At 71.7% G+C, this 18,639-nt stretch carries 15 protein-coding genes; 4 read left to right on the top strand and 11 right to left on the bottom strand.

Annotation, left to right across the window (positions count from 1 at the left end; all coding sequences use genetic code 11):
• The 3 genes from I5G_RS22145 to I5G_RS22140 all read left to right on the top strand — a co-directional run.
• On the top strand, window positions 1–1,419 hold a 1,419-nt coding region (locus I5G_RS22145; RefSeq protein WP_036327865.1), incomplete at its 5' end, for a glycoside hydrolase family 3 C-terminal domain-containing protein.
• 124 nt (window positions 1,420–1,543) lie between these two features.
• Window positions 1,544–3,016, top strand: coding sequence for a deoxyguanosinetriphosphate triphosphohydrolase family protein (locus I5G_RS11775; protein WP_022879233.1), 1,473 nt, complete (start codon window positions 1,544–1,546; stop codon window positions 3,014–3,016).
• Between the two features lie 21 nt (window positions 3,017–3,037).
• Window positions 3,038–3,553, top strand: coding sequence for a hypothetical protein (locus I5G_RS22140; RefSeq protein ID WP_022879232.1), 516 nt, complete (start codon window positions 3,038–3,040; stop codon window positions 3,551–3,553).
• Between the two features lie 920 nt (window positions 3,554–4,473).
• Here I5G_RS22140 and araA read toward each other — a convergent pair.
• The 8 genes from araA to I5G_RS22135 all read right to left on the bottom strand — a co-directional run bounded on the left by araA (window position 4,474) and on the right by I5G_RS22135 (window position 14,029).
• Window positions 4,474–5,985 (bottom strand): L-arabinose isomerase, encoded by a 1,512-nt coding sequence (araA, locus tag I5G_RS11765; protein ID WP_022879231.1) that lies wholly within the window; start codon window positions 5,983–5,985, stop codon window positions 4,474–4,476.
• A 20-nt stretch (window positions 5,986–6,005) separates the two neighbouring features.
• Complete coding sequence (locus tag I5G_RS11760; RefSeq protein ID WP_022879230.1) at window positions 6,006–7,577, bottom strand: xylulokinase; 1,572 nt, start codon at window positions 7,575–7,577, stop codon at window positions 6,006–6,008.
• The gene (locus I5G_RS11755) at window positions 7,574–8,290 is read right to left on the bottom strand and encodes an L-ribulose-5-phosphate 4-epimerase (RefSeq protein ID WP_022879229.1); all 717 of its coding nucleotides are present in this window, start codon (window positions 8,288–8,290) and stop codon (window positions 7,574–7,576) included. Before I5G_RS11755 ends, I5G_RS11760 begins: the two co-directional genes overlap by 4 nt.
• Window positions 8,291–8,622: 332 nt before the next feature.
• Entirely contained in the window at window positions 8,623–9,591 is a 969-nt protein-coding gene (locus I5G_RS11750; RefSeq protein ID WP_022879228.1) for a LacI family DNA-binding transcriptional regulator, read from the bottom strand.
• A 205-nt stretch (window positions 9,592–9,796) separates the two neighbouring features.
• Entirely contained in the window at window positions 9,797–10,363 is a 567-nt protein-coding gene (locus tag I5G_RS11745; RefSeq protein ID WP_022879227.1) for an SIS domain-containing protein, read from the bottom strand.
• 27 nt (window positions 10,364–10,390) lie between these two features.
• Complete coding sequence (locus I5G_RS11740; RefSeq protein WP_204365559.1) at window positions 10,391–11,404, bottom strand: ABC transporter permease; 1,014 nt, start codon at window positions 11,402–11,404, stop codon at window positions 10,391–10,393.
• Between the two features lie 5 nt (window positions 11,405–11,409).
• Window positions 11,410–12,915 (bottom strand): sugar ABC transporter ATP-binding protein, encoded by a 1,506-nt coding sequence (locus I5G_RS11735; protein WP_022879225.1) that lies wholly within the window; start codon window positions 12,913–12,915, stop codon window positions 11,410–11,412.
• Between the two features lie 37 nt (window positions 12,916–12,952).
• Window positions 12,953–14,029, bottom strand: coding sequence for a sugar ABC transporter substrate-binding protein (locus I5G_RS22135; protein ID WP_022879224.1), 1,077 nt, complete (start codon window positions 14,027–14,029; stop codon window positions 12,953–12,955).
• A gap of 238 nt (window positions 14,030–14,267) precedes the next feature.
• Between I5G_RS22135 and I5G_RS11725 the strand changes: the two genes are divergently transcribed.
• On the top strand, window positions 14,268–15,014 hold the full coding sequence (locus I5G_RS11725; protein WP_022879223.1) for a GntR family transcriptional regulator: 747 nt from the start codon (window positions 14,268–14,270) through the stop codon (window positions 15,012–15,014).
• Window positions 15,015–15,108: 94 nt separating this feature from the next.
• Here the strand turns inward: I5G_RS11725 and I5G_RS11720 are convergent, their stop codons facing one another.
• From I5G_RS11720 to I5G_RS11705, 3 genes are all read right to left on the bottom strand, one after another.
• Window positions 15,109–16,452: an L-fuculokinase gene (locus tag I5G_RS11720; RefSeq protein WP_083896631.1), complete on the bottom strand. Its 1,344-nt coding sequence runs from the start codon at window positions 16,450–16,452 to the stop codon at window positions 15,109–15,111.
• Between the two features lie 66 nt (window positions 16,453–16,518).
• Complete coding sequence (locus I5G_RS22130) at window positions 16,519–17,976, bottom strand: FGGY family carbohydrate kinase (RefSeq protein WP_022879221.1); 1,458 nt, start codon at window positions 17,974–17,976, stop codon at window positions 16,519–16,521.
• Between the two features lie 46 nt (window positions 17,977–18,022).
• A partial coding sequence (locus I5G_RS11705) for an FGGY-family carbohydrate kinase (protein ID WP_022879220.1) occupies window positions 18,023–18,639 on the bottom strand: 617 nt, incomplete at its 5' end.

The raw sequence follows: 18,639 nt of genomic DNA, 5'->3' as shown, positions 1-18,639 counted from the left end.
CGCTCGATGCACGGCCTCGCCGCGACCCCCGGCGAGGCCGCGCAGATCGCACTCGAGGCGGGAATCGACGTCGAGCTCCCCGGCGCCGACGCGTATCCGCATCTGGCCGAGCGGGTGGCATCCGGGGATCTCTCCGAAACCCTGATCGACCGGGCCGTCGCGCGGCTGCTCGCCGAGAAGGAGGACCTGGGACTCCTGGATGCCGACTTCTCCACGCCCCCGCAGACGGTCGACCTCGACGACGCCGAGCACCGCGCGCTGGCGTACCGGCTCGCGATCAAGAGCGCCGTGCTGCTGCGCAACGACGGAGTACTGCCGCTCGCGGCCGCGCCCGGACGGATCGCCGTAATCGGCCCGAACGGCGACAGCGCCGAGGCCCTGATGGGCTGCTATTCGTTCGCGAACCACGTGCTCGCGCACCACCCCGGCACGCCGATGGGCTTCGACATCCCGACGGTGCGCGAGGCGCTCGCGGCGCGGTTCGGCGACGTCGTACAGGCCGAGGGGGTCTCGGTCGAGGGGACGGATGCCGACGGCATCCCCGCCGCGGTCGAACTCGCGCGGTCCGCGGATGTGGCCGTGGTCGTCGTGGGCGACCGCGCGGGACTCTTCGGCCGCGGCACAGTCGGCGAGGGCAACGACGCGGATTCCCTCGAGCTGCCCGGCCTGCAGCGCCGTCTCGTCGAGGAGATCGTCGCCACGGGCACCCCCGTCGTGATGGTGCTGCTCACCGGACGTCCGTACGCGATCGGGTGGGCGCTCGACTCCGCCTCCGGTCCGGCTGCCGTGGTGCAGGCGTTCTTCCCGGGCGAGGAGGGCGGGCCCGCGCTGGCCGCGCTCCTGGCCGGGGATGCCACGCCCTCGGGGCGCCTGCCCGTCTCGCTCCCCCGGTCGGCCGGTGCGCAGCCGTACTCGTACCTGCACCCGATCCTCGGCGGCCGGAGCGAGGTCACGAGCACCGATCCGACGCCCGTGCGCCCGTTCGGGTTCGGGCTGTCGTACACGACGTTCGTCCGCGAGGGACTCGCCGTCGATGCCGAGGTGCGCGCGGGCGATGCCTTCGCGGCGTCGGTGCGCGTGACCAATACGGGATCGGTCCGCGGAGCCGACGTCGTGCAGCTGTACGCGCACCGCGCGGTGGCGAGCGTGACCCGGCCCGTCGCGCAGTTGGTCGCCTACGCCCGCGTGGAGCTGGAGCCGGGCGAGACCGCGGAGGTGCGGTTCACGATCCCGGCATCCCGTCTGGCGTACAGCGACCGGACCCTCCGCCGCGTCGTCGAACCCGGCGAGGTCGAGCTGCGCGTCGGCCCGTCGTGCGCCGACATCGACGAGGCCGCGCCCGTGCGGCTCACGGGTGCGACGTACGAGCTGCGTCCCGACGATGCGCGGGTGGTCGGGGTCGAGGTGCGCCGGGGCTGACCCCGGGGTTCCTCCCGTTGAGTGTCCAAGACACGCCGCTGGCTGCCGGGCCGGAACGGCGTGTCTTGGACACTCGACCGAGACCACGCGCCGCGAGCGGACCTTGGCCGGATACCGTGGACGGATGACGCTCCCCACCGCCTCACGCGTGTACGACGAACGCGAGACCGAGGGCGCCGACCCGTGGTCGATCGACCTGGAGCGCATTCAGTTCTCGCCGTACTTCTCGCGCCTCTCGGCCGTCACGCAGGTTGTGTCGCCGTCGATCTCCGGCGCGCCGGTACACAACCGCCTCACGCACTCGCTCAAGGTCAGCGCGATCGCGCGCGTCGTCGCGCTGCAGCTGAACACCCGAGCCGGGCACGACGTGTGCAACCCCACCGTCGTCGAGGCGGCGGCGTACGCCCACGACCTCGGCCACCCGCCGTTCGGGCACCTCGGCGAGACGACGCTCGACCGCCTCGCCCGCACCGAGCTGGGCCTCCCCGACGGCTTCGAGGGGAACGCCCAGACGTACCGCATCCTCACCGCCCTCGACGTCGTCGAAAACGCGCCGCGCGGGCTGAACCTCACCGCCGCGGTGCGCGCCGCGTCGGCGAAATACCCCTGGTCGCCGTCGGTGTCCGCGGCCGAGATCGAGCGGATCGGCCCGCCCCGTGGCATCCGTCGCGCTCCGGACGGCGCGTACCGGGTGCACAAGTACTCGGTGTACGACCTCGACGTCGACGACCTCGACCACGCGCGGGAGGGGATGGATGCCGAGCCCCTCCGCCAGACGATCGAGGGCGCCGTCATGGACCTCGCGGACGACATCGCGTACTCGGTGCACGACGTCGACGACTTCTACCGCGCCGGGATTCTCGACCACGCCCCGATCGCGGCGGAGTTCCGCGGGTGGCTCGACGACGTCCTCGAGTGGCGATCGCGCGACGATGCGGAGGTGCGGGCCGAGCTCGTCCCCGGTGCCGCACTCGAACGCCTGCGCCGCAAGATGCGTCGCGATGACCCCTGGGTCGCGGACGACGAGGCGTTCCTCGCCGCGGTCAGCGACGTGGATGCCGAACTCGTCACCGACCTGCTCGCCCGGCCGTTCGACGGGTCGCTGACGGCCGAGCGACGTCTGGCCTCTTTCACCGACCGGTGGATCCGCCGGTTCCAGGAGTCGGCACAGCTCCGGCCGCTGGACACCCCGCGGTCGGGACCGGTCGCCCTGTCGCCGTCGGCGTGGCACCACGTCGAGGTGCTGAAATTCGTGCACAAGCGGTTCGTCCTGAGCCGCCCCGACCTGGCGATCCAGCAGCGCGGCATGAGTCGCATCCTCGCGCGCTCCGTCCGGGCGCTCGGCGAGTGGCTCGACGACGACCTCGATCGCGCGCGCACCCCGCGCCGACTGCGCGAACTCATCGCGCTCGCTCAAGAGCAGTACGCCGCGCTTCCCGCCGACCGTCGACCCACGGATGCCGAAGCCGAGACGCTCGCGCGCTCTCGCGGAATCGTGGACTACGTGGCATCCCTCACCGACGCCCAGGCGTTCACGCTGTCGGAGGCGATCTCCGGTCGCGCCGACCGCCTGTGGTCGCTGGGACAGCGGCTGTAACCGACCACAGGAGGAGGAGCCGTGGAGACCGTGATCTTCGACCGGCCGATGCACGTGCACTACGGCTTCATCTGGCTTCACCCCTGGGGGCGAATCGACGAGCTCGTAGACCTCGACCCCTTCGTCGGTCAGACGAACGGACTCTGCGGCGCCGCGCTCCCCGGCATCCTGAGCATGCGCACCGGCCTTCACACCGGTGCCGTGCCCGTGCGGGTCGTCATCGTCGATGCCCCGCCGCCCCTCGGCGACGCGGAGGACATCGTGGAGGTCTCCTTCCGTCCGACCGAATCCGTCCTGAGGTTCGCCGCGTTCGACGACGGAGAGGAGATCTCGTTCCCGCTCCACAGCTACCGGGCGCGGTGGTCGGCGACGGCGATGCAGGCGGCGGACGAGGTCGACACCGTACTCGAGGGCGAGCCGGCACCGGACCGCTACGAGCTGTGCCTGTGGCCCGACGACGACCCGCGAGCCGATGCGATCATCCGCGAGGGCAGCGAGATCGCCGCGTATTGGCACGGCACGGTCCACCCCCGCTGAGGTCCCGCCGCTCCCGCGGCATCCATGTCCCACTTCGTGCGACGTTGCACCCCCAAACCCGCACATCCTGGGACATGCCCACCGCCGCACCGCCGCACCGCCGCACCCGCGGCATCCATGTCCCACTTCGTGCGGTGTTGCGCCCCCGAAACCGCACATAGCGGGACACGCGCACCGCCGCAGCACCGCAGCAACGGCATCCATGTCCCACTTCGTGCGGTGTTGCGCCCCCGAAACCGCAAATAGCGGGACACGCGCACCGCCGCACCGCCGCAGCACCGCGCGGGCGGCATCCATGTCCCATTTATTGCCGTCTGCGGCAGCCGCAGGCCGCACATTTCGGGACACGCCCCGTCACAAGTGGGACGAGGTCACGGATGCCACGGCATCCATGTCCCACTTCGTGCGATACCGCGCCCCCGAAACCGCACAACCTGGGACACGCGCCCCCAGCCGACCGCCGCAGCACCGCCCCGGCGGCACCCATGTCCCACTTATTGCCGTCTGCGGCAGCCTCAGGCCGCACATTTCGGGACACGCCCCACCACAAGTGGGACGAGATCACGGATGCCACGGCATCCATGTCCCACTTCGTGCAACGTTGCGCCCCCGAAACCGCACATAGCGGGACACGCGCACCGCCGCACCGCCGCAGCACTGCCCCGGCGGCATCCATGTCCCACTTCGTGCGAGGCCCCGCCCCCAGATCCGCACATAGTGGGACACGCGCACCGACCGACCGCCGCGGCGCCAGCCCCGAGACGCACGAATGCCCCGGATCCGCAGGCGTCCCACCACCGACGCGGATCCGGGGCACGGTTCGTGCGCCGGAGAACCGGAGCACGGGACGCGCCCCGAACGGGACGCGTACGTGCCGCACCGCCCCGGGGCCGGCGAAGGGCAGCCCGGGGCGGCGGGGATCAGATGCCCTGGGCCAGGCGGTAGTACGCCTGGTTCCAGCGCAGTTCGCTCTGGAAGCCGCGGACCGTGGTGTCCTCGTCGATGACGACGAGCTCGGTCTTGGCGATCTCGGCGAAGTCGCGGAACACCTCGATGCCCACCGCCGTCGTCATGACGGTGTGGTGGGCGGCACCGGCGGCGAGCCAGCATGCGGCCGAGGTCGCGAAGTCCGGCGCCGGCTTCCACACGGCGCGGCCGACGGGGAGCTTCGGCAGGTCGGGGGCCTCGACGTTCTCCACCACGTTCGCGGTGAGGCGGAAGCGGTCGCGCATGTCGCTCAGCGCCACGACGAGGGCGGGGCCGGGATCGGCGGTGAAGACCAGGCGCACCGGGTCTTCCTTGCCGCCGATGCCGAGCTCGTGGATCTCCAGGCGCGGCTTCTTCGTCGTCAGCGACGGCGAGACCTCGAGCATGTGGGCGCCGAGGATGCGCTCGTTGCCGGGGACGAGGTCGTACGTGTAGTCCTCCATGAGCGAGGCGCCGCCGGGGAGGCCCGCACCCATGACGTTCGCGACGCGGACGAGGATCGCCGTCTTCCAGTCGCCCTCGGCACCGAAGCCGTAGCCCTCGGCCATGAGGCGCTGCACCGCGAGACCGGGGAGCTGCTTCAGCGCGCCGAGGTCTTCGAACGACGTCGTGAAGGCGCCGAAGCCGCCCTCCTCGAGGAACGAGCGCAGACCCAGCTCGATCGCCGCACCGTCGCGGAGCGACTGGTGCCGAGCGCCGCCGGGAAGCAGCTCGTCGACGACGTCGTAGCTGTCGATGTACTCCTGCACGAGCGCGTCGATGTCGGCATCCGCCGCCTGCTCGACGGCCTCGACGAGCTCGTTGACGCCCCACGTGTTGACCTGCACGCCGAAGCGCAGCTCGGCCTCGGTCTTGTCGCCCTCGGTGACGGCGACGAAGCGCATGTTGTCGCCGAAGCGCGCGAGCTTGAGGGTACGGGCGGCGGTCCAGCCGGCGGCGGCGCGCTCCCAGTCCTCGATCTGCTGGCGGACGGCGGGGTTCGACACGTGACCGACGACGGTCTTGCGCGCGACGCCCAGGCGCGTCTGGATGTACCCGAACTCGCGGTCGCCGTGCGCAGCCTGGTTGAGGTTCATGAAGTCGAAGTCGATGTCGTTCCACGGCAGCTCGACGTTGGCCTGCGTGTGCAGGTGCAGCAGCGGCTTCTGCAGCGCGTCGAGGCCGGCGATCCACATCTTCGCGGGGCTGAAGGTGTGCATCCACGCGATGACGCCGATCACGTCGTCGCGGCCGTTGACCTCGAGGGCCATGCGGCGGATGCTGTCGGAATCCTTCAGCACGGGCTTCCAGACGACCTTCACCGGCAGGCCGGCGAGGCCTTCGACGACGGCCTGCGACTGCTCGGCGACCTGCTTCAGGGTCTCCTCGCCGTAGAGGTTCTGGCTGCCGGTGACGAACCAGACCTCGTAGCCGTCGAGGTCGTTCTTGAGCTTCGTGCGGGTCATGACTGTTCCTTTTCGAGTGTTCAGAGGGATGCCACAGCGGCGGCCTCGACGGCGAGGCCCGCGCGGTAACGGTCGAGGTAGGCCGAGAATCCGGCGACGTCCGCCGGGTCGGGGTCGGCGGTGGTGATCGGGGCGTCGGCGAAGACCACCTCGGCGAGGTAGGTGTCGAGCTCGCGGCCGGCGCCGTCGGCGACATACGCCGCGAGCACGGCCATGCCCCACGCGCCGCCCTCGGATGCCGTCTCGGCGACGGCGACGGGCGCGTCGAGCGCCGCCGCGAGGAAGCGCTGCGCGACCCCCGCGGTGCGGAACATGCCGCCGTGCGCGTACATCTTGTCGAGGCCGACGCCCTCGCGGTGGAGGACGTCCATGCCGAGCGCGAGCGTCCCGAAGACGCCGTACAGCTGCGCGCGCATGAAGTTCGGCAGCGTCAGGCGGCTGTCGGGCGTGCGGACGACGAGCGGCCGTCCCTCGTCGAGTCCCGCGATCGGCTCCCCGGCGAGGTGGTTGTACGCCAGCAGCCCGCCGGCGTCGGCCTCACCCTCCAGCGCCGCGGCGAAGAGCGCCGCGTACGTGGCATCCGGGGTCTGCGTCACGCCGGCGGCGGCCGAGAACGCGGTGAACATGTTCGCCCACGCCGCCAGCTCGCTCGCGCCGTTGTTGCAGTGCACCATCGCCACGGCGTCGCCCGACGGAGTCGTCACGAGGTCGAGTTCGTGGTGCACCTCGCCGAGCGGACGCTCGAGCACGACCATCGCGAAGATGCTCGTGCCGGCGCTGACGTTCCCCGTGCGCGGCGCGACCGCGCCCGTGGCGACCATTCCGGTTCCGGCGTCGCCCTCGGGCGGGGCGAACGGGATGCCGGGACGCAGGGTGCCCGTCGGGTCGAGCAGGGCTGCGCCGGCCTCGGTCAGCTCGCCGGCCGCGGCCCCCGCCACGAGCACCTCGGGCAGCAGGTCGGCGAGCGCGGGGACGCGTCCGGCGGCGAGGCCGTCGTAGCGCGCGACCAGCTCGGCGTCGTAGTCGCGTGTCGCGGAGTCGATCGGGAACATGCCCGAGGCGTCGCCGACGCCGAGCACCTTCTCACCGGTGAGCTTCCAGTGGACGTACCCGGCCAGCGTGGTGAGGAAGCGGATCTCGGGCACGTGGGGCTCGGCATCCACGACCGCCTGGTGCAGGTGCGCGATCGACCAGCGCAGCGGGATGTTCACGCCCAGGAGCTCGGTGAGCTCGGCGGCCGCGACGCCGGTGTTGGTGTTGCGCCACGTGCGGAAGGGGGCGAGCAGCTCCCCGTCGGCGTCGAACGCGAGGTAGCCGTGCATCATCGCCGACACGCCCATCGCGGCGTACCGCTCGGGGGTGACGCCGTGCTTCTGCTGCACGTCGGCGACGAGCGCGGCATAGGCGGCCTGCAGGCCCGACCACACGGCATCCAGCGAGTAGGTCCACAGCTTGTCGGCGTAGACGTTCTCCCACTCGTGGGACCCGACCGCGAGCACCTCGGCGTTCGGGCCGATGAGGCACGCCTTGATGCGGGTGGAACCGAGTTCGATGCCGAGCGAGGCGCGGCCTTCCGTGATCAGCGCGTTCATCGGCGGTCGTCCGTGCTCTGTCCGTAGACGTTCTGGTAGCGGTTGTAGAGGGCGTCGATCTTGTCCTGCGGGATCGGGATGAGGGGGCCGCCCTCGCGCGCGATGTGCACGGTGCGGGCGACGTCTTCGAGCATGACGGCGGCCTTCACGGCATCCTTCGCGCTCGCGCCGATCGTGAAGGGACCGTGGTTCTGCATGATCACGCCGCGCGAGCGGTGTCCGCGCAGGGTCTCGACGATGCCGCGGCCGATCGAGTCGTCGCCGATGATCGCGAACGGGCCGACGGGGATGGGGCCGCCGAACTCGTCGGCCATCGCCGTGATGACGCACGGGATCTCCTCGCCGCGGGCCGCCCACGCGACGCCGTACGTGGAGTGGGTGTGCACGACGCCGCCGACCTCGGGCATGTGGCGGTACACGTACGCGTGCGCCGCGGTGTCGCTGGAGGGGCTGCGCTCGGAGCCGGGGGTGCCGGGGATCGCATTGCCGTCGAGGTCGCACAGGATCATGTTCTCGGGCGCCAGGTCGTCGTACGAGACGCCCGAGGGCTTGATGACGAACAGGTCGGCCCCGGGGACGCGGCCCGAGACGTTGCCGCCGGTCCAGACGATCAGGTTGTAGCGCACGAGCTCGGCGTGCAGTTTCGCGACGTCGGCGCGGACGGCGTCGATCGCCTCCTGCACCTCGGGCGTGAACGTGACGGCATCGGACACGCGGGGTCTCCTTCGACTCTGTCGGTGGCGGGTTCCCGAGCCATGTTACCGGTAACATCCCGCGTTCGCGAGGGGCGGATGCCACTGCCTCGGAGCCGTGCGCGGGCCGAACTCCTGAGATTCGGGAGGGCGGGCCGACCGGTGCCCGGTTTTCCGCGGGGCACGCCGCCGCCCGGCGCGGAATCTCCGGAGTTTCGCTCGGCGCGTGGCCGATCCCGGCCCGCGTTACCGCCCCGGCACAACTCCCGCAGAACCGAGCCGCGGATGCCACATCCTCCGCGACCGGCCCGGATCACCGGAGTTGTGCCCGCCGCAGACGGGGGCACCGGGCGTCAGCGCGGCGCGGCGGTCGAGGCGCGCTTCACCAGCACGGGATCGGCGGGGAGCGTCGGCTCATCGCCCAGCACCCGCGCAACGGCCTCCGCGGCTTCGCCCTCGACGTCGAGGCGCACCGTGGTGAGCGCGGGCGTGTAGAACGCGGCATCCGGGTTGTCGTCGAAGCCGGCGACCGAGACGTCGGCCGGAACCGCGAGCCCGCGCGCGGCGAGCCCCGCCATGAGCCCGAGCGCCATCTGGTCGTTGGCCACGGCCACCGCGGTGGCGCCCGCGCGCACGTGCGCGGCGACCGCGTCGGCGACGGCCGCGCCGGAACCGGCGCTCCAGTCCCCCTCGACGCGCCCCTCCCGCGCGAGTCCGCGACGGGCCACGGCATCCGCGACACCGGCCGTGCGGGCGAGGGCTTCGCGCCAATCCGCGGGGCCGGCGACCTCGACGATGCGGCGATGTCCGAGGTCGGCGAGATGATCCACGACGAGGGCGGCCGCGTCCCGCTGGCGGATCCCCGACTCGCCGTACAGCGGGACGAGCGGCACGTCGTATCCCTCGAGAGGAGTGGCTCCGTGAGCGGCGACGAGCACGATCCCGTCGACCCCCTGGTCGAGCAGGTGGCGCACGGCCGCGTCGATGTCGGCCGGGTCGTCCGAGTCGGTGTACGCGGTCGAGATCCACCGACCGCGCGCCCGCGCGGCCCGTTCGAGCGCCGCGATCCCCGCCGACGGACCGTGGAGGACGGCATCGGATGCAACGACCCCGACGGTCCGAGTGAGGCTCGTGCCGAGGGCGCGCGCGGCGTTGTTGACCCGGTAGTCCAGCGCGGCGACCGCCGCGAGGACGCGTTCGCGGGTGGCATCCCGGATGCCGGGATAGTCGTTCAGCACGCGGGACACGGTCTGCGTCGAGACGCCCGCGGCATCGGCGACGTCGCGCATGCCGATGCGCTTCACCCCGCCGTCGCCACTCATGGTCCCTCACAGTAGCGGCGCGCACCCCCCTCGGCGTGCGCGCGCCCGCGCGGTGCGAGGCGCGAAGGCCTCCGCGGACGCCGAGACTGCACCAGGCTGACAAACCCGGCGCGGCCTGCGGGGGTTTTGTCACGCCGATGCAGTCTCGAGGAAGCGAATCCGCGCCGGCACCGGGCCCGAACCCGGCGCCGGCCCCGACCCTCCCTTACTCGAAGTTGCGGTGCCGAGCCACGAGGTCCTCGAACTTCGCGCCGGTGCGGCGCACGAGCATGAGGTACAGCACGTCCCAGAAGATCCAGAGCGACTGCTCGAAGAGGCTCCCCATGGCCTGGATCGTCGGCACGAGGCCGCTCGGGTCGTCGGCGCCGTAGGTGTGCGCGGGGACGGTCAGCACGATGTCGGCGAGCTGCGCGGTGGGACCGTCCGGGACGGCCGTGGCCACCATCAGCGTCGCGCCGGTCTTCTTGACCTGCTCGGCGATGTAGTGCAGGTGCGGGATGTTCGCGGGACCCGACGGCATGATGAACAGGTCGTCGGCGGTGACGGCGGGCGTGGTGTCGTCCCAGCCCCAGTGCACGGTCTTGCCGAAGTGGGTCAGGCGCATCGCGAACGCCTTCGACCCGAGGCCCTCGCGGCCGATGCCGAGCACGAAGATGCGCGGGTGCTTCTCGAGGGCGTCGAGGGCGGCCTCGATGTTCTCCTCGGGGACGCGGCGGAACACCTCCCCGAGTTCCGCGACGACGGTCGAGCTGATCTCCTGAAATTCCGACATGAGCGGTCCTTTCTTTCGTCTGCCGGGTCAGCGGGTGCTGGTGCGGCCGCCCCAGCGGCCGACGAGCAGCGCGAGGAGGATGACCGCGCCGTACACCGCGTTGATCCAGAAGGTGGGGACGCCCGCGAGCGTCAGCACGTTGGTCAGGGTACCCAGCAGGAGCACGCCCATGAGCGCGCCGACGATGCGCCCCTGCCCGCCGTTGAGCTGCACGCCGCCGATGACCGCGGCGGCGAGCGCGCTGAAGATGAGGTTGTCGCCCATGCCGCTGGTGACCGAGGCGAGGCGGCCGGCGAGCATCATGCCGGCGAAGGCGGCGAGGGCGCTGGCCACGACGAAAGCGGTGATGAGCACGGCATCCACTCGGATGCCGGCGGCCCGCGCCGCGTCCGCGTTTCCGCCGATCGCGTAGAGCGCACGACCCCAGGCGGTGTAGCGGAGGACGAGCCCGGCGACGAGGAACAGGATGCCGGTGATCCAGATCGCGGCGGGGATGCCGGCCCAGCGGGCCGAGCCGACGTAACGGAACGCCTCGGGGAGACCGGCGAGGGTCTTGCCCTGGCTCACGCCGAGCGTGATGCCGCGGAGCAGGATCAGCATCGCCAAGGTGACGATGAACGGATCGAGCTTGACCTTCACGACGAGGAACCCATTGATCAACCCGATGACGACGCCGATCGCGAGGGTCACCAGGATCGCGACGCCGGGGCCGACCTCGGAGCCGAGACCGCCCATCGCCGCCGGCACCATGAGCCATGCGGCGACCATCGGGGCCAGGCCCACGGTGGATTCGAGCGAGATGTCGAGCTTTCCCGTGATGAGGATGAAGGTCAGGCCGATCACGACGATGCCGAGCTCCGCGGACTGCCGCAGGATCAGCGTCAGGTTCGCGGCCGAGAGGAACGCGGGGCTGACCACCGCGCCGACGATGGCGACGATGATGAGGCCCGGCAGGACGCTCAGCTCGCGCACGTTCTTCACGACCGTGCGCATCACGGGGTTGGTCGCGGGGGCGGGGGTTCGGACGACGGTGGTACGCACGATGTTCACTCCAGGCCTTCGATGGCTCGAACGATGTCTTCTTCGGTGGGGTCGGCGAGCTCGGCCGAGATCCGGCCCTCGCGCATGATGAGGACGCGGGAGCTGACCAGCAGTTCCTCGACGTCGTCGGAGATGAGGACGACGGCGACGCCGTCGGCGAGGGCGCGCAGCATGAGGCCGTAGATCGCGTCCTTCGCGGCGATGTCGACGCCCGCGGTGGGCGAGATCAGCACGAGCACGCGGGGCTTGCGGGCCAGGGCGCGGGCGAGCACGACCTTCTGCTGGTTGCCGCCGCTGAGGCCGGACACCGCGAGCGCGGGGTCCGGCGGGACGAGCGCGACGTCGGCGATGAGGTCGCGCGACAGGGCCGTCTGCTTCCGCGGCGAGAACACGCCCGCCGGGGCGAGCTGGTCCATGATTCCCATGGTCATGTTCTCGGCGACGCTGAGCTGCGGGACGTAGCCGTCGCGGTGGCGGTCCGCGGGGACGAAGCCGATGCCGGCGCGCTGGCTGGCCTTGACGTCGCCGGTGCGGATGGGGGCACCGGCGACCACGACCTCGCCGGACGCCAGGCCGCGGAGCCCCGCGATCGCCTCGCCGACCGAGTACTTGCCCGAGCCGCCCACCCCGCCGATCGCGACGAGCTCGCCGGGCGCGACCGAGAGGCTGACGTCGGTGAACGCCCCCTCCTTCTCGCTCGCCGATCGGAGCTGCACCGCGGGCGCGGCATCCTCGTCCGGGGCGATGCTCTCGGCACGGTGGCGGCGCTGCTCCTGCCCGGCGAGGAGGGCCTCGACGAGGTCGTCGGACCGGATGTCGTCGCCCAGGCGCGACCACAGCAGCTTGCCGTCGCGGAGCACCGTCGCGGAGTCGCAGATCGCGGTGACCTCGCGCAGGAAGTGCGAGACGAACACGAACGTCACGCCCTGCTGCTGCAGCTCCTGCACCTTGTCGAACAGGCGTCGGATGGCCGCGCCCTCGAGCTGCACGGTCGGCTCGTCGAGCAGCACGATGCGGGTGCCGGCCTCGAGCGCCTTGGCGATCGTGAGCATCTGGCGCTCCTCGATCGGGGCGTCCGAGAGCAGCATGCGAGGGTCGAGGCGGATGTTCCACTCGTCGAGGATCCGCTCGGCCTCGGACTGCATCTTCTTCCACGACACCCGCGCCCCCGAGGTGGGCAGGCGTCCCGCGAAGAGGTTCTCGGCGATCGTGAGGTTGGCGAACACCGAGGGCCGCTGGTAGACGCAGGCGACCCGCTGCTGCCAGGCCTTCGGATCGGATGCCGGGGGCGCGGCCTCACCGAAGAAGCTCACTGTTCCGGTGTCCGGCGTCTCCAGGCCCGTGATCATGCGCAGCAGCGTGGACTTACCGGCGCCGTTGCGACCGATCAGCCCGTGCACCTGCCCGGGGAGGATCGAGACGGAGACGTCCTGAAGCGCCTTCGTCGCACCGTAGGTCTTGCTGACGCCGTCGATCTGAATGGCGGGCACGGTGGTCGATGGGGTGGTCATGACGTCTCCGTCTCGGGGGTGTCGTGGTGCGGCCGGATTACTTGGTGGCGCCGAACGCGTCGAGGGCGAACTGCTTGTTGCCCCACAGGTTCGGGTCTTCCACGTTGTCCTTGGTCACGACCGGGGTGGGCAACAGGTCGACCAGGTTGCCGTTGCGCTCCTCGACGACGCTGCCGTGGTCGGTGTTGCCGGTCTTGAACGTCTCGCCCTTGATCGCGCGCGTGAGGTAGTCCACGCCGTAGTCGATGTAGTCGGTCATCGGCTGTGCGACAGCGGCATCCAGCCATCCGTCCCGGATCGCGGTCATGGCCATGGGGCTGGCGTCGACGGAGACCTGGACGATGTGGCCCGGCTGACCGGCGGCGACGAGCTTGCCCGCGGACTTGAGGGTGTCGAGGATCGTCGGGAAGAACGTCGCGTCGCTCTGGTTGTAGATGCCCGCGACGTTGCCGTACTGGTTGAGCGCGGTCTCGATGCCGGCCGCTGCCTTCGCCGGGTCCCACTCGGTGGCGACGTTGACGAGCTTGACGTTCGGGTACTTCTGCTTCATGCAGTCGTTGAAGCCGTTGGTGCGGTCGCGGCCGTTGGAGGTGACCGGGTCGCCGTCGAGGGTGATGACGACGGCGTCCGCGGCGACGCGCTTGCCCATCTCCTCGCACGCGAGCTCGCCCATCTTGACGTTGTCGGCGCGGACGATCATGGCGATCTTGCCCGAGGCGGGCGCTTCGTCGATCGCGACGATCGGCACGCTGGAGTCGTTGGCGTATTCGATGGCCGGGACGATGGCGTCGGCGTCGCCGACGGAGATCACGAGGCCCTTGGCGCCCTTGTTGATGAGCGTCTGGATGTCGGTGATCTGCTGCGCCGCGTCGCGGTCGGCGTTGGTCGCCGGGATCGTGGCGTAGCCGAGCTCGGCGAAGCGCTCCATGGAGCCGACGTTCTCGGCGTTCTGGAAGGGGTCGGTGTGCGGCTGCGAGTAGCTCAGCGGGGTGTCGGCGGGGTTCGCGTCGCCGCCGGCGGCACCGGAGTCGGTGGATGCCGCGCCGGAGCAGCCGGCGAGGAGCAGGGCGCCCGCGCCGAGGAGCGCGAGTCCGGTGATGGGTGAAGTTCGCATGCGTACTTCCTCTCTGAAGTGCAGAAGCCTCTGGGGGCCGGTGGCGTTTCGGGATGCAGGATCGAGGTCCTGCACGTATCGTACGTGTTGTACGTACAGAATGTACAGTGTCAATCGAAACTCGTTCGGCGGGGGTTCCGGACGACGACGATGCGGGTCGGGTATCCGCACCGTCTGTACAGTCGGAATCAAACGTACGACGGGAACGCGCAACGACGCGCACGACGAGGAGGATCACGTGGCGCACACGATCGAACGGGTCTCCCCCGTGCCGTACTACGAGCAGCTCTTCGAGATCCTGCGCGAGCGCATCACCCACGGCGACATCGCCGAGGAGGAGCGCCTGCCGAGCGAACTCGAGCTGTGCCGCGAGTTCGGTCTCTCGCGGGCGACCGTGCGCCAGACCCTCACGAAGCTCGAGAACGAGGGGTACGCCCACCGCATCCCCCGCCGCGGCGTCTTCGCGAGCGTGCCGGGGCAGACCGCGGGATGGACCGTGCAGGAGGGCTTCCTCGAGTCCCAGCTGCGGCACGGACGCACGGGGATCACGACCGAGGTGGTGCGCGCCGGGTACGTGACCCCCGACGCCCATGTCGCCGAAGCCCTGCGCACTCCCGACGGAGCCGAGGTGTTCGCCCTCGAACGCGTGCGTTCCCTCGACGGCACGAAGGCCATGTTCAGCACGAACTGGTTCCCGCGCGAGGTGGGCCGCACGATCGAGTCCGAGGCGGGTGTCCTCGACGGCTCCGCGTCGCTCAACGGTCACCTCCGGGCCGCCGGGTTCGTCAGCAGCGGCGCGCAGCGCGTCATCCACGCCCTTCCCGCCCCGCCCGAGGTCGCGGCGCACCTCGAGGTCGGCGTCGACCACCCGGTGCTGCGCGTCCGGTCGCTGTCGTGGGCCGCCGACGGCACCCGGTTCGACTACTACGAGACGTGGGTGCTCACCGACGTCATCCCGCTCGAGGTGAGCGTCGCCGCGAGCTGATCGCGCTCAGCCGAGCATCCCCGTCGCGAACCCGCCGAGGGCGTCCGCGCTCAGCCGAGCATCCCCGTCGCGAACCCGCCGAGGGCGTCCGCGCTCAGCCGAGCATCCCCGTCGCGAACCCGCCGAGGGCGTCGATCGGGTCCGGATGCCACCCGCACGCGGTCGCCGCGAGGAGCGCGGCCCCGACCGCGGTGACCTCGGGCTCGAGCACCGGGACCGCGGGAACCCCGTTCACGGCCGACTTCACCGCGATCCATCCGGGCGACCGCACCCAGCCTCCCGCGACGCGCACCTCACCGACCCCGCCCACGTCGCCGCGTACCGCGTCGACCGCGTCGCGTCCCGCGACGGCGAGCGCGCCCAGCACGGCAGACGCCCGGACGAGCGGGTCCGCCGGGGCGTCCGGGGCGTACCTCGGCTCCCCGCCGCCGCGCTCGCCCGGCACGAAGAAGCCCGAGTCCCACAGTTCGAGGGGCTGCGCGCGGCCGATCAGCAGGTGTCGGATGGCCCGGGCGACGTCGGGGTCGCGGGAGGCCCACTGCACGTTACGGGCGAGTTCCTCGACACGCAGCAGCGTGCTCCCGTCGGACCGGATGCCGGGAGCCAGGTCGACGTGATCGTCGCCGCGGGCGCACGCGACGCGGGTCTGCGCGACCACGACCTCGGCGGTACCCATCGAGTCCAGGACCGCACCGGGGACCATGAGCTGCACGCCCCACCCCCCGATCGGGTGATCGTGGCCGCCGACGACGGCGACGGCATCCCGGGCCAGGACTCCCGCCTCGCGGAGGCGCCGCGACCGGATCGCCCCGACGACCTCGCCGGTCCGCAGGACGGGGGGCAGCAGCCGCGCGTCGCCGAGCGCGAGGGACACCCGGTCGGCATCCCACGCGCGGTCGCGGCTGCGCCACGCGGCGGTGCGCGGAGCCAGGGTGTCGCTGAGGAACGGGCGCCCGGTCCACAGCACGGCCGGCAGATCGGTGAGGGCGATCCACGCCGCCGCGCGATCGGCACCCGGCTGCGCCCTCGCCCAGCTCCACCCCACGAGTGTGCGGACCGCGTCGGTGTCGACGTCGAGGGTCTCGTCGCCGACGAGCGCGGGGCGCAGGTGCCGGAACACCTCGTGCCGCCGCGGGTCGAACCACGCCAGCGCCGGGACGAGCGGCGTCAGGTCCTGATCGACGAGGACACCGTCCTCCCCGATTCCGGCGACGCACAGCGCGTGCAGCTCGCGTCCACCGCCGCAGACCTCGACGACCATGTCCTCGATCGCCGCGACGAGGGCGCGGGCATCGATGGCGAGGTCACCGCCCGCGCGACGGGTCGGCCTGCTGGCCCGGGCGACCACGGCGCCCTCTCCGGCGATCGCGACGACCTTCGTGTTCGTGCTGCCGACATCGATGCCGACGGCCACGGGGATGCGCGATCGAGACGTCACCGTCGAACCCTCCCCAGCGAAGCGAGGACCGTGCGCGGTCCCTGTTCGACCCTAGCGAACCCCGGTTCAGACCGGCGCGGGAGCCGTGATGCCGGAGGGCGCGGGGACGACGTACCCCAGGGCGACCTGGGCGTCGTGGTGCTGACGGCGGATGCGGGGAGCCGGCTCCGCCGCCGGAATGCGCTCGAGCTCCACGGGCCACGCGGGGAATTCGCCGGTCAGGGCGACGGCGGCCTGCATCGCTGCCCCCTTGGCCACGTATTCGTCGGCGGTGGGCACGTGGATCGGCAGGACGACGAGCTCGGCGAGCACCCGCTGCACGGCGGGGTTCTTCGCCGCGCCGCCGATGACGAGGAGCCGACGCGCGTGCACGCCGCAGGCGTCGAGCGCGTCCAGCATCGCGACTTGGCTCGCCACCGTGCCCTCGACGATCGCGCGGGCGAGGTTCGCGCGCGTGAAGTTCGTCAGCGTCGCGCCGAGCACGGCTCCGCGGGCGTGCGGGAGGTCGGGCGTGCGCTCCCCCTCGAAGTACGGCAGCAGCGTCAGACCGTCGGCCCCGGGTTCGGCCGACAGCGCGAGCTCGGCGAGCTCGTCGTGCGTGCAGCCGAGGATCTCGGCGCCGACCTGCAGGTTCCGGGCGGCATTGAGCGTCGCCACGATCGGGAGGTGGACGCCCGTGGCATCCGCGTAGTTGCAGACGTACCCCGCGTAGTCGTGGACCGCGTGCGCCGTTCGCGCGTAGACCACGCCCGAGGTACCGAGGCTGAGCACGGCATCCCCCTCCTCGAGCCCGAGGGCGAGGGCCGCGGCGGCGTTGTCCCCGCTGCCGACGCCGATCGGGATCCCCTCGGGGATGCCGGGGAGCCCCCGTCCGGTCCGACCCGCGGTCGCGCGCGGACCGAGGACCGTCGGCAGCACGACGTCGTGCCCGAGGGCGTGGACCACGAGATCGCGCTCGTACTCCCCCGTCTCGGGTGACCAGTAACCGGTGCCGGAGGCCTCGGAGCGGTCGGTGACCAGCGCCTCGATGTCGCCCGCGCCGGGACCGTGTCCGGCCAGTCGCCACGTCAGCCAGTCGTGCACCACCGCGATCGCCGCCGTGCGGGCGGCGGCATCCGGGTGCTCGTCCCGCAGCCAGCGGGCCTTCACGACCGTGTCGGACAGCGTCAGCGGCAGACCGGTGCGGCGGATCCACGTGTCGCGCCCGAGCTCGGCGTTCAGCGCGACCATGTGCGGGTGCGATCCGAGGTCGTTCCACAGGGGCGACAGCGCGGTGGGCACGCCCCGCGCGTCGAGGAAGATCGGGGTGTGCTGCTGCCCGCTCACGGAGACGGCGAGCACGTCGTCGAGGCCTCCGGCGGCGCGGACCGCCGCCAGCAGCGCCTCCCACCACACCTCGGGGTCGACGATCGTCAGTGGGGGGTGCGGAGCCGAACCCTCGCGGACCGGACGTCCCGTGTCCAGGTCACGGACGGTCACCTTGCAGCTCTGGGTGGACGAGTCGATTCCGGCGACGAGCCTCATTGCCACACCTTTCGTTCGAAGAAGGAGGGGCGCCCGGCGGCGCGGCTCATGCGGGCATCTCCGCGAGGTGGGCCCAGCGGGCGGCCGTGCGCACGCGCCACGCCGCCAGTTCCGTCGTGCGGGCGGCGTCGGGCGGGACGTCGCGCGGCTCCGACGCACTCCAGGGAGAGCGGATGCCATGGGCCAGGGCCTGCGCGCCACGGGAGACGACCTCGGGGAAGCCGGACACGCTCAGCGGAACGCCCAAGTAGTCGGCCTTGAGCTGCAGCCACAGCGGATTCGCGCTCGCGGGACCGATGACCTTGACCCGGTCGAGCTCGAGGTCGAACAGCTCCCACACCTCGGCGAACTGGCGGACCATTCCAAGGAAGCACGCGAGCACGAGTTCGACGGCGGTCGTGTCGGTCTGCAGCCCCGCGATCGCGCCGCGCGCGGCGGCATCCTTGCGCGGCGGCGGGCTGCCGCGGAACTGCGGCAGCACCAGGGGGAGGCGGTCGAGGTCGACGACCCCGAGGATCCAGTCGCGGTGGGCGCGCGCCACGAGGTCGGCGAGCTCGTAGGGCTCACGATCCAGGAGGGTGCGGAGCGTCGCGAAGGCCGACCCGCCGGTGGGGATCGAGGCGAAGAGGGTGAAGCCGTCGCCGTCGCACGCGAGCCCGCCCG

Origin of the sequence: Microbacterium sp. B19 (assembly GCF_000333395.1) — a bacterium.
GTDB lineage: Bacteria > Actinomycetota > Actinomycetes > Actinomycetales > Microbacteriaceae > Microbacterium.
The sequence above is the reverse complement of the archived record's forward strand: the minus strand, read 5'-3'. Positions and strand labels throughout refer to the sequence as shown.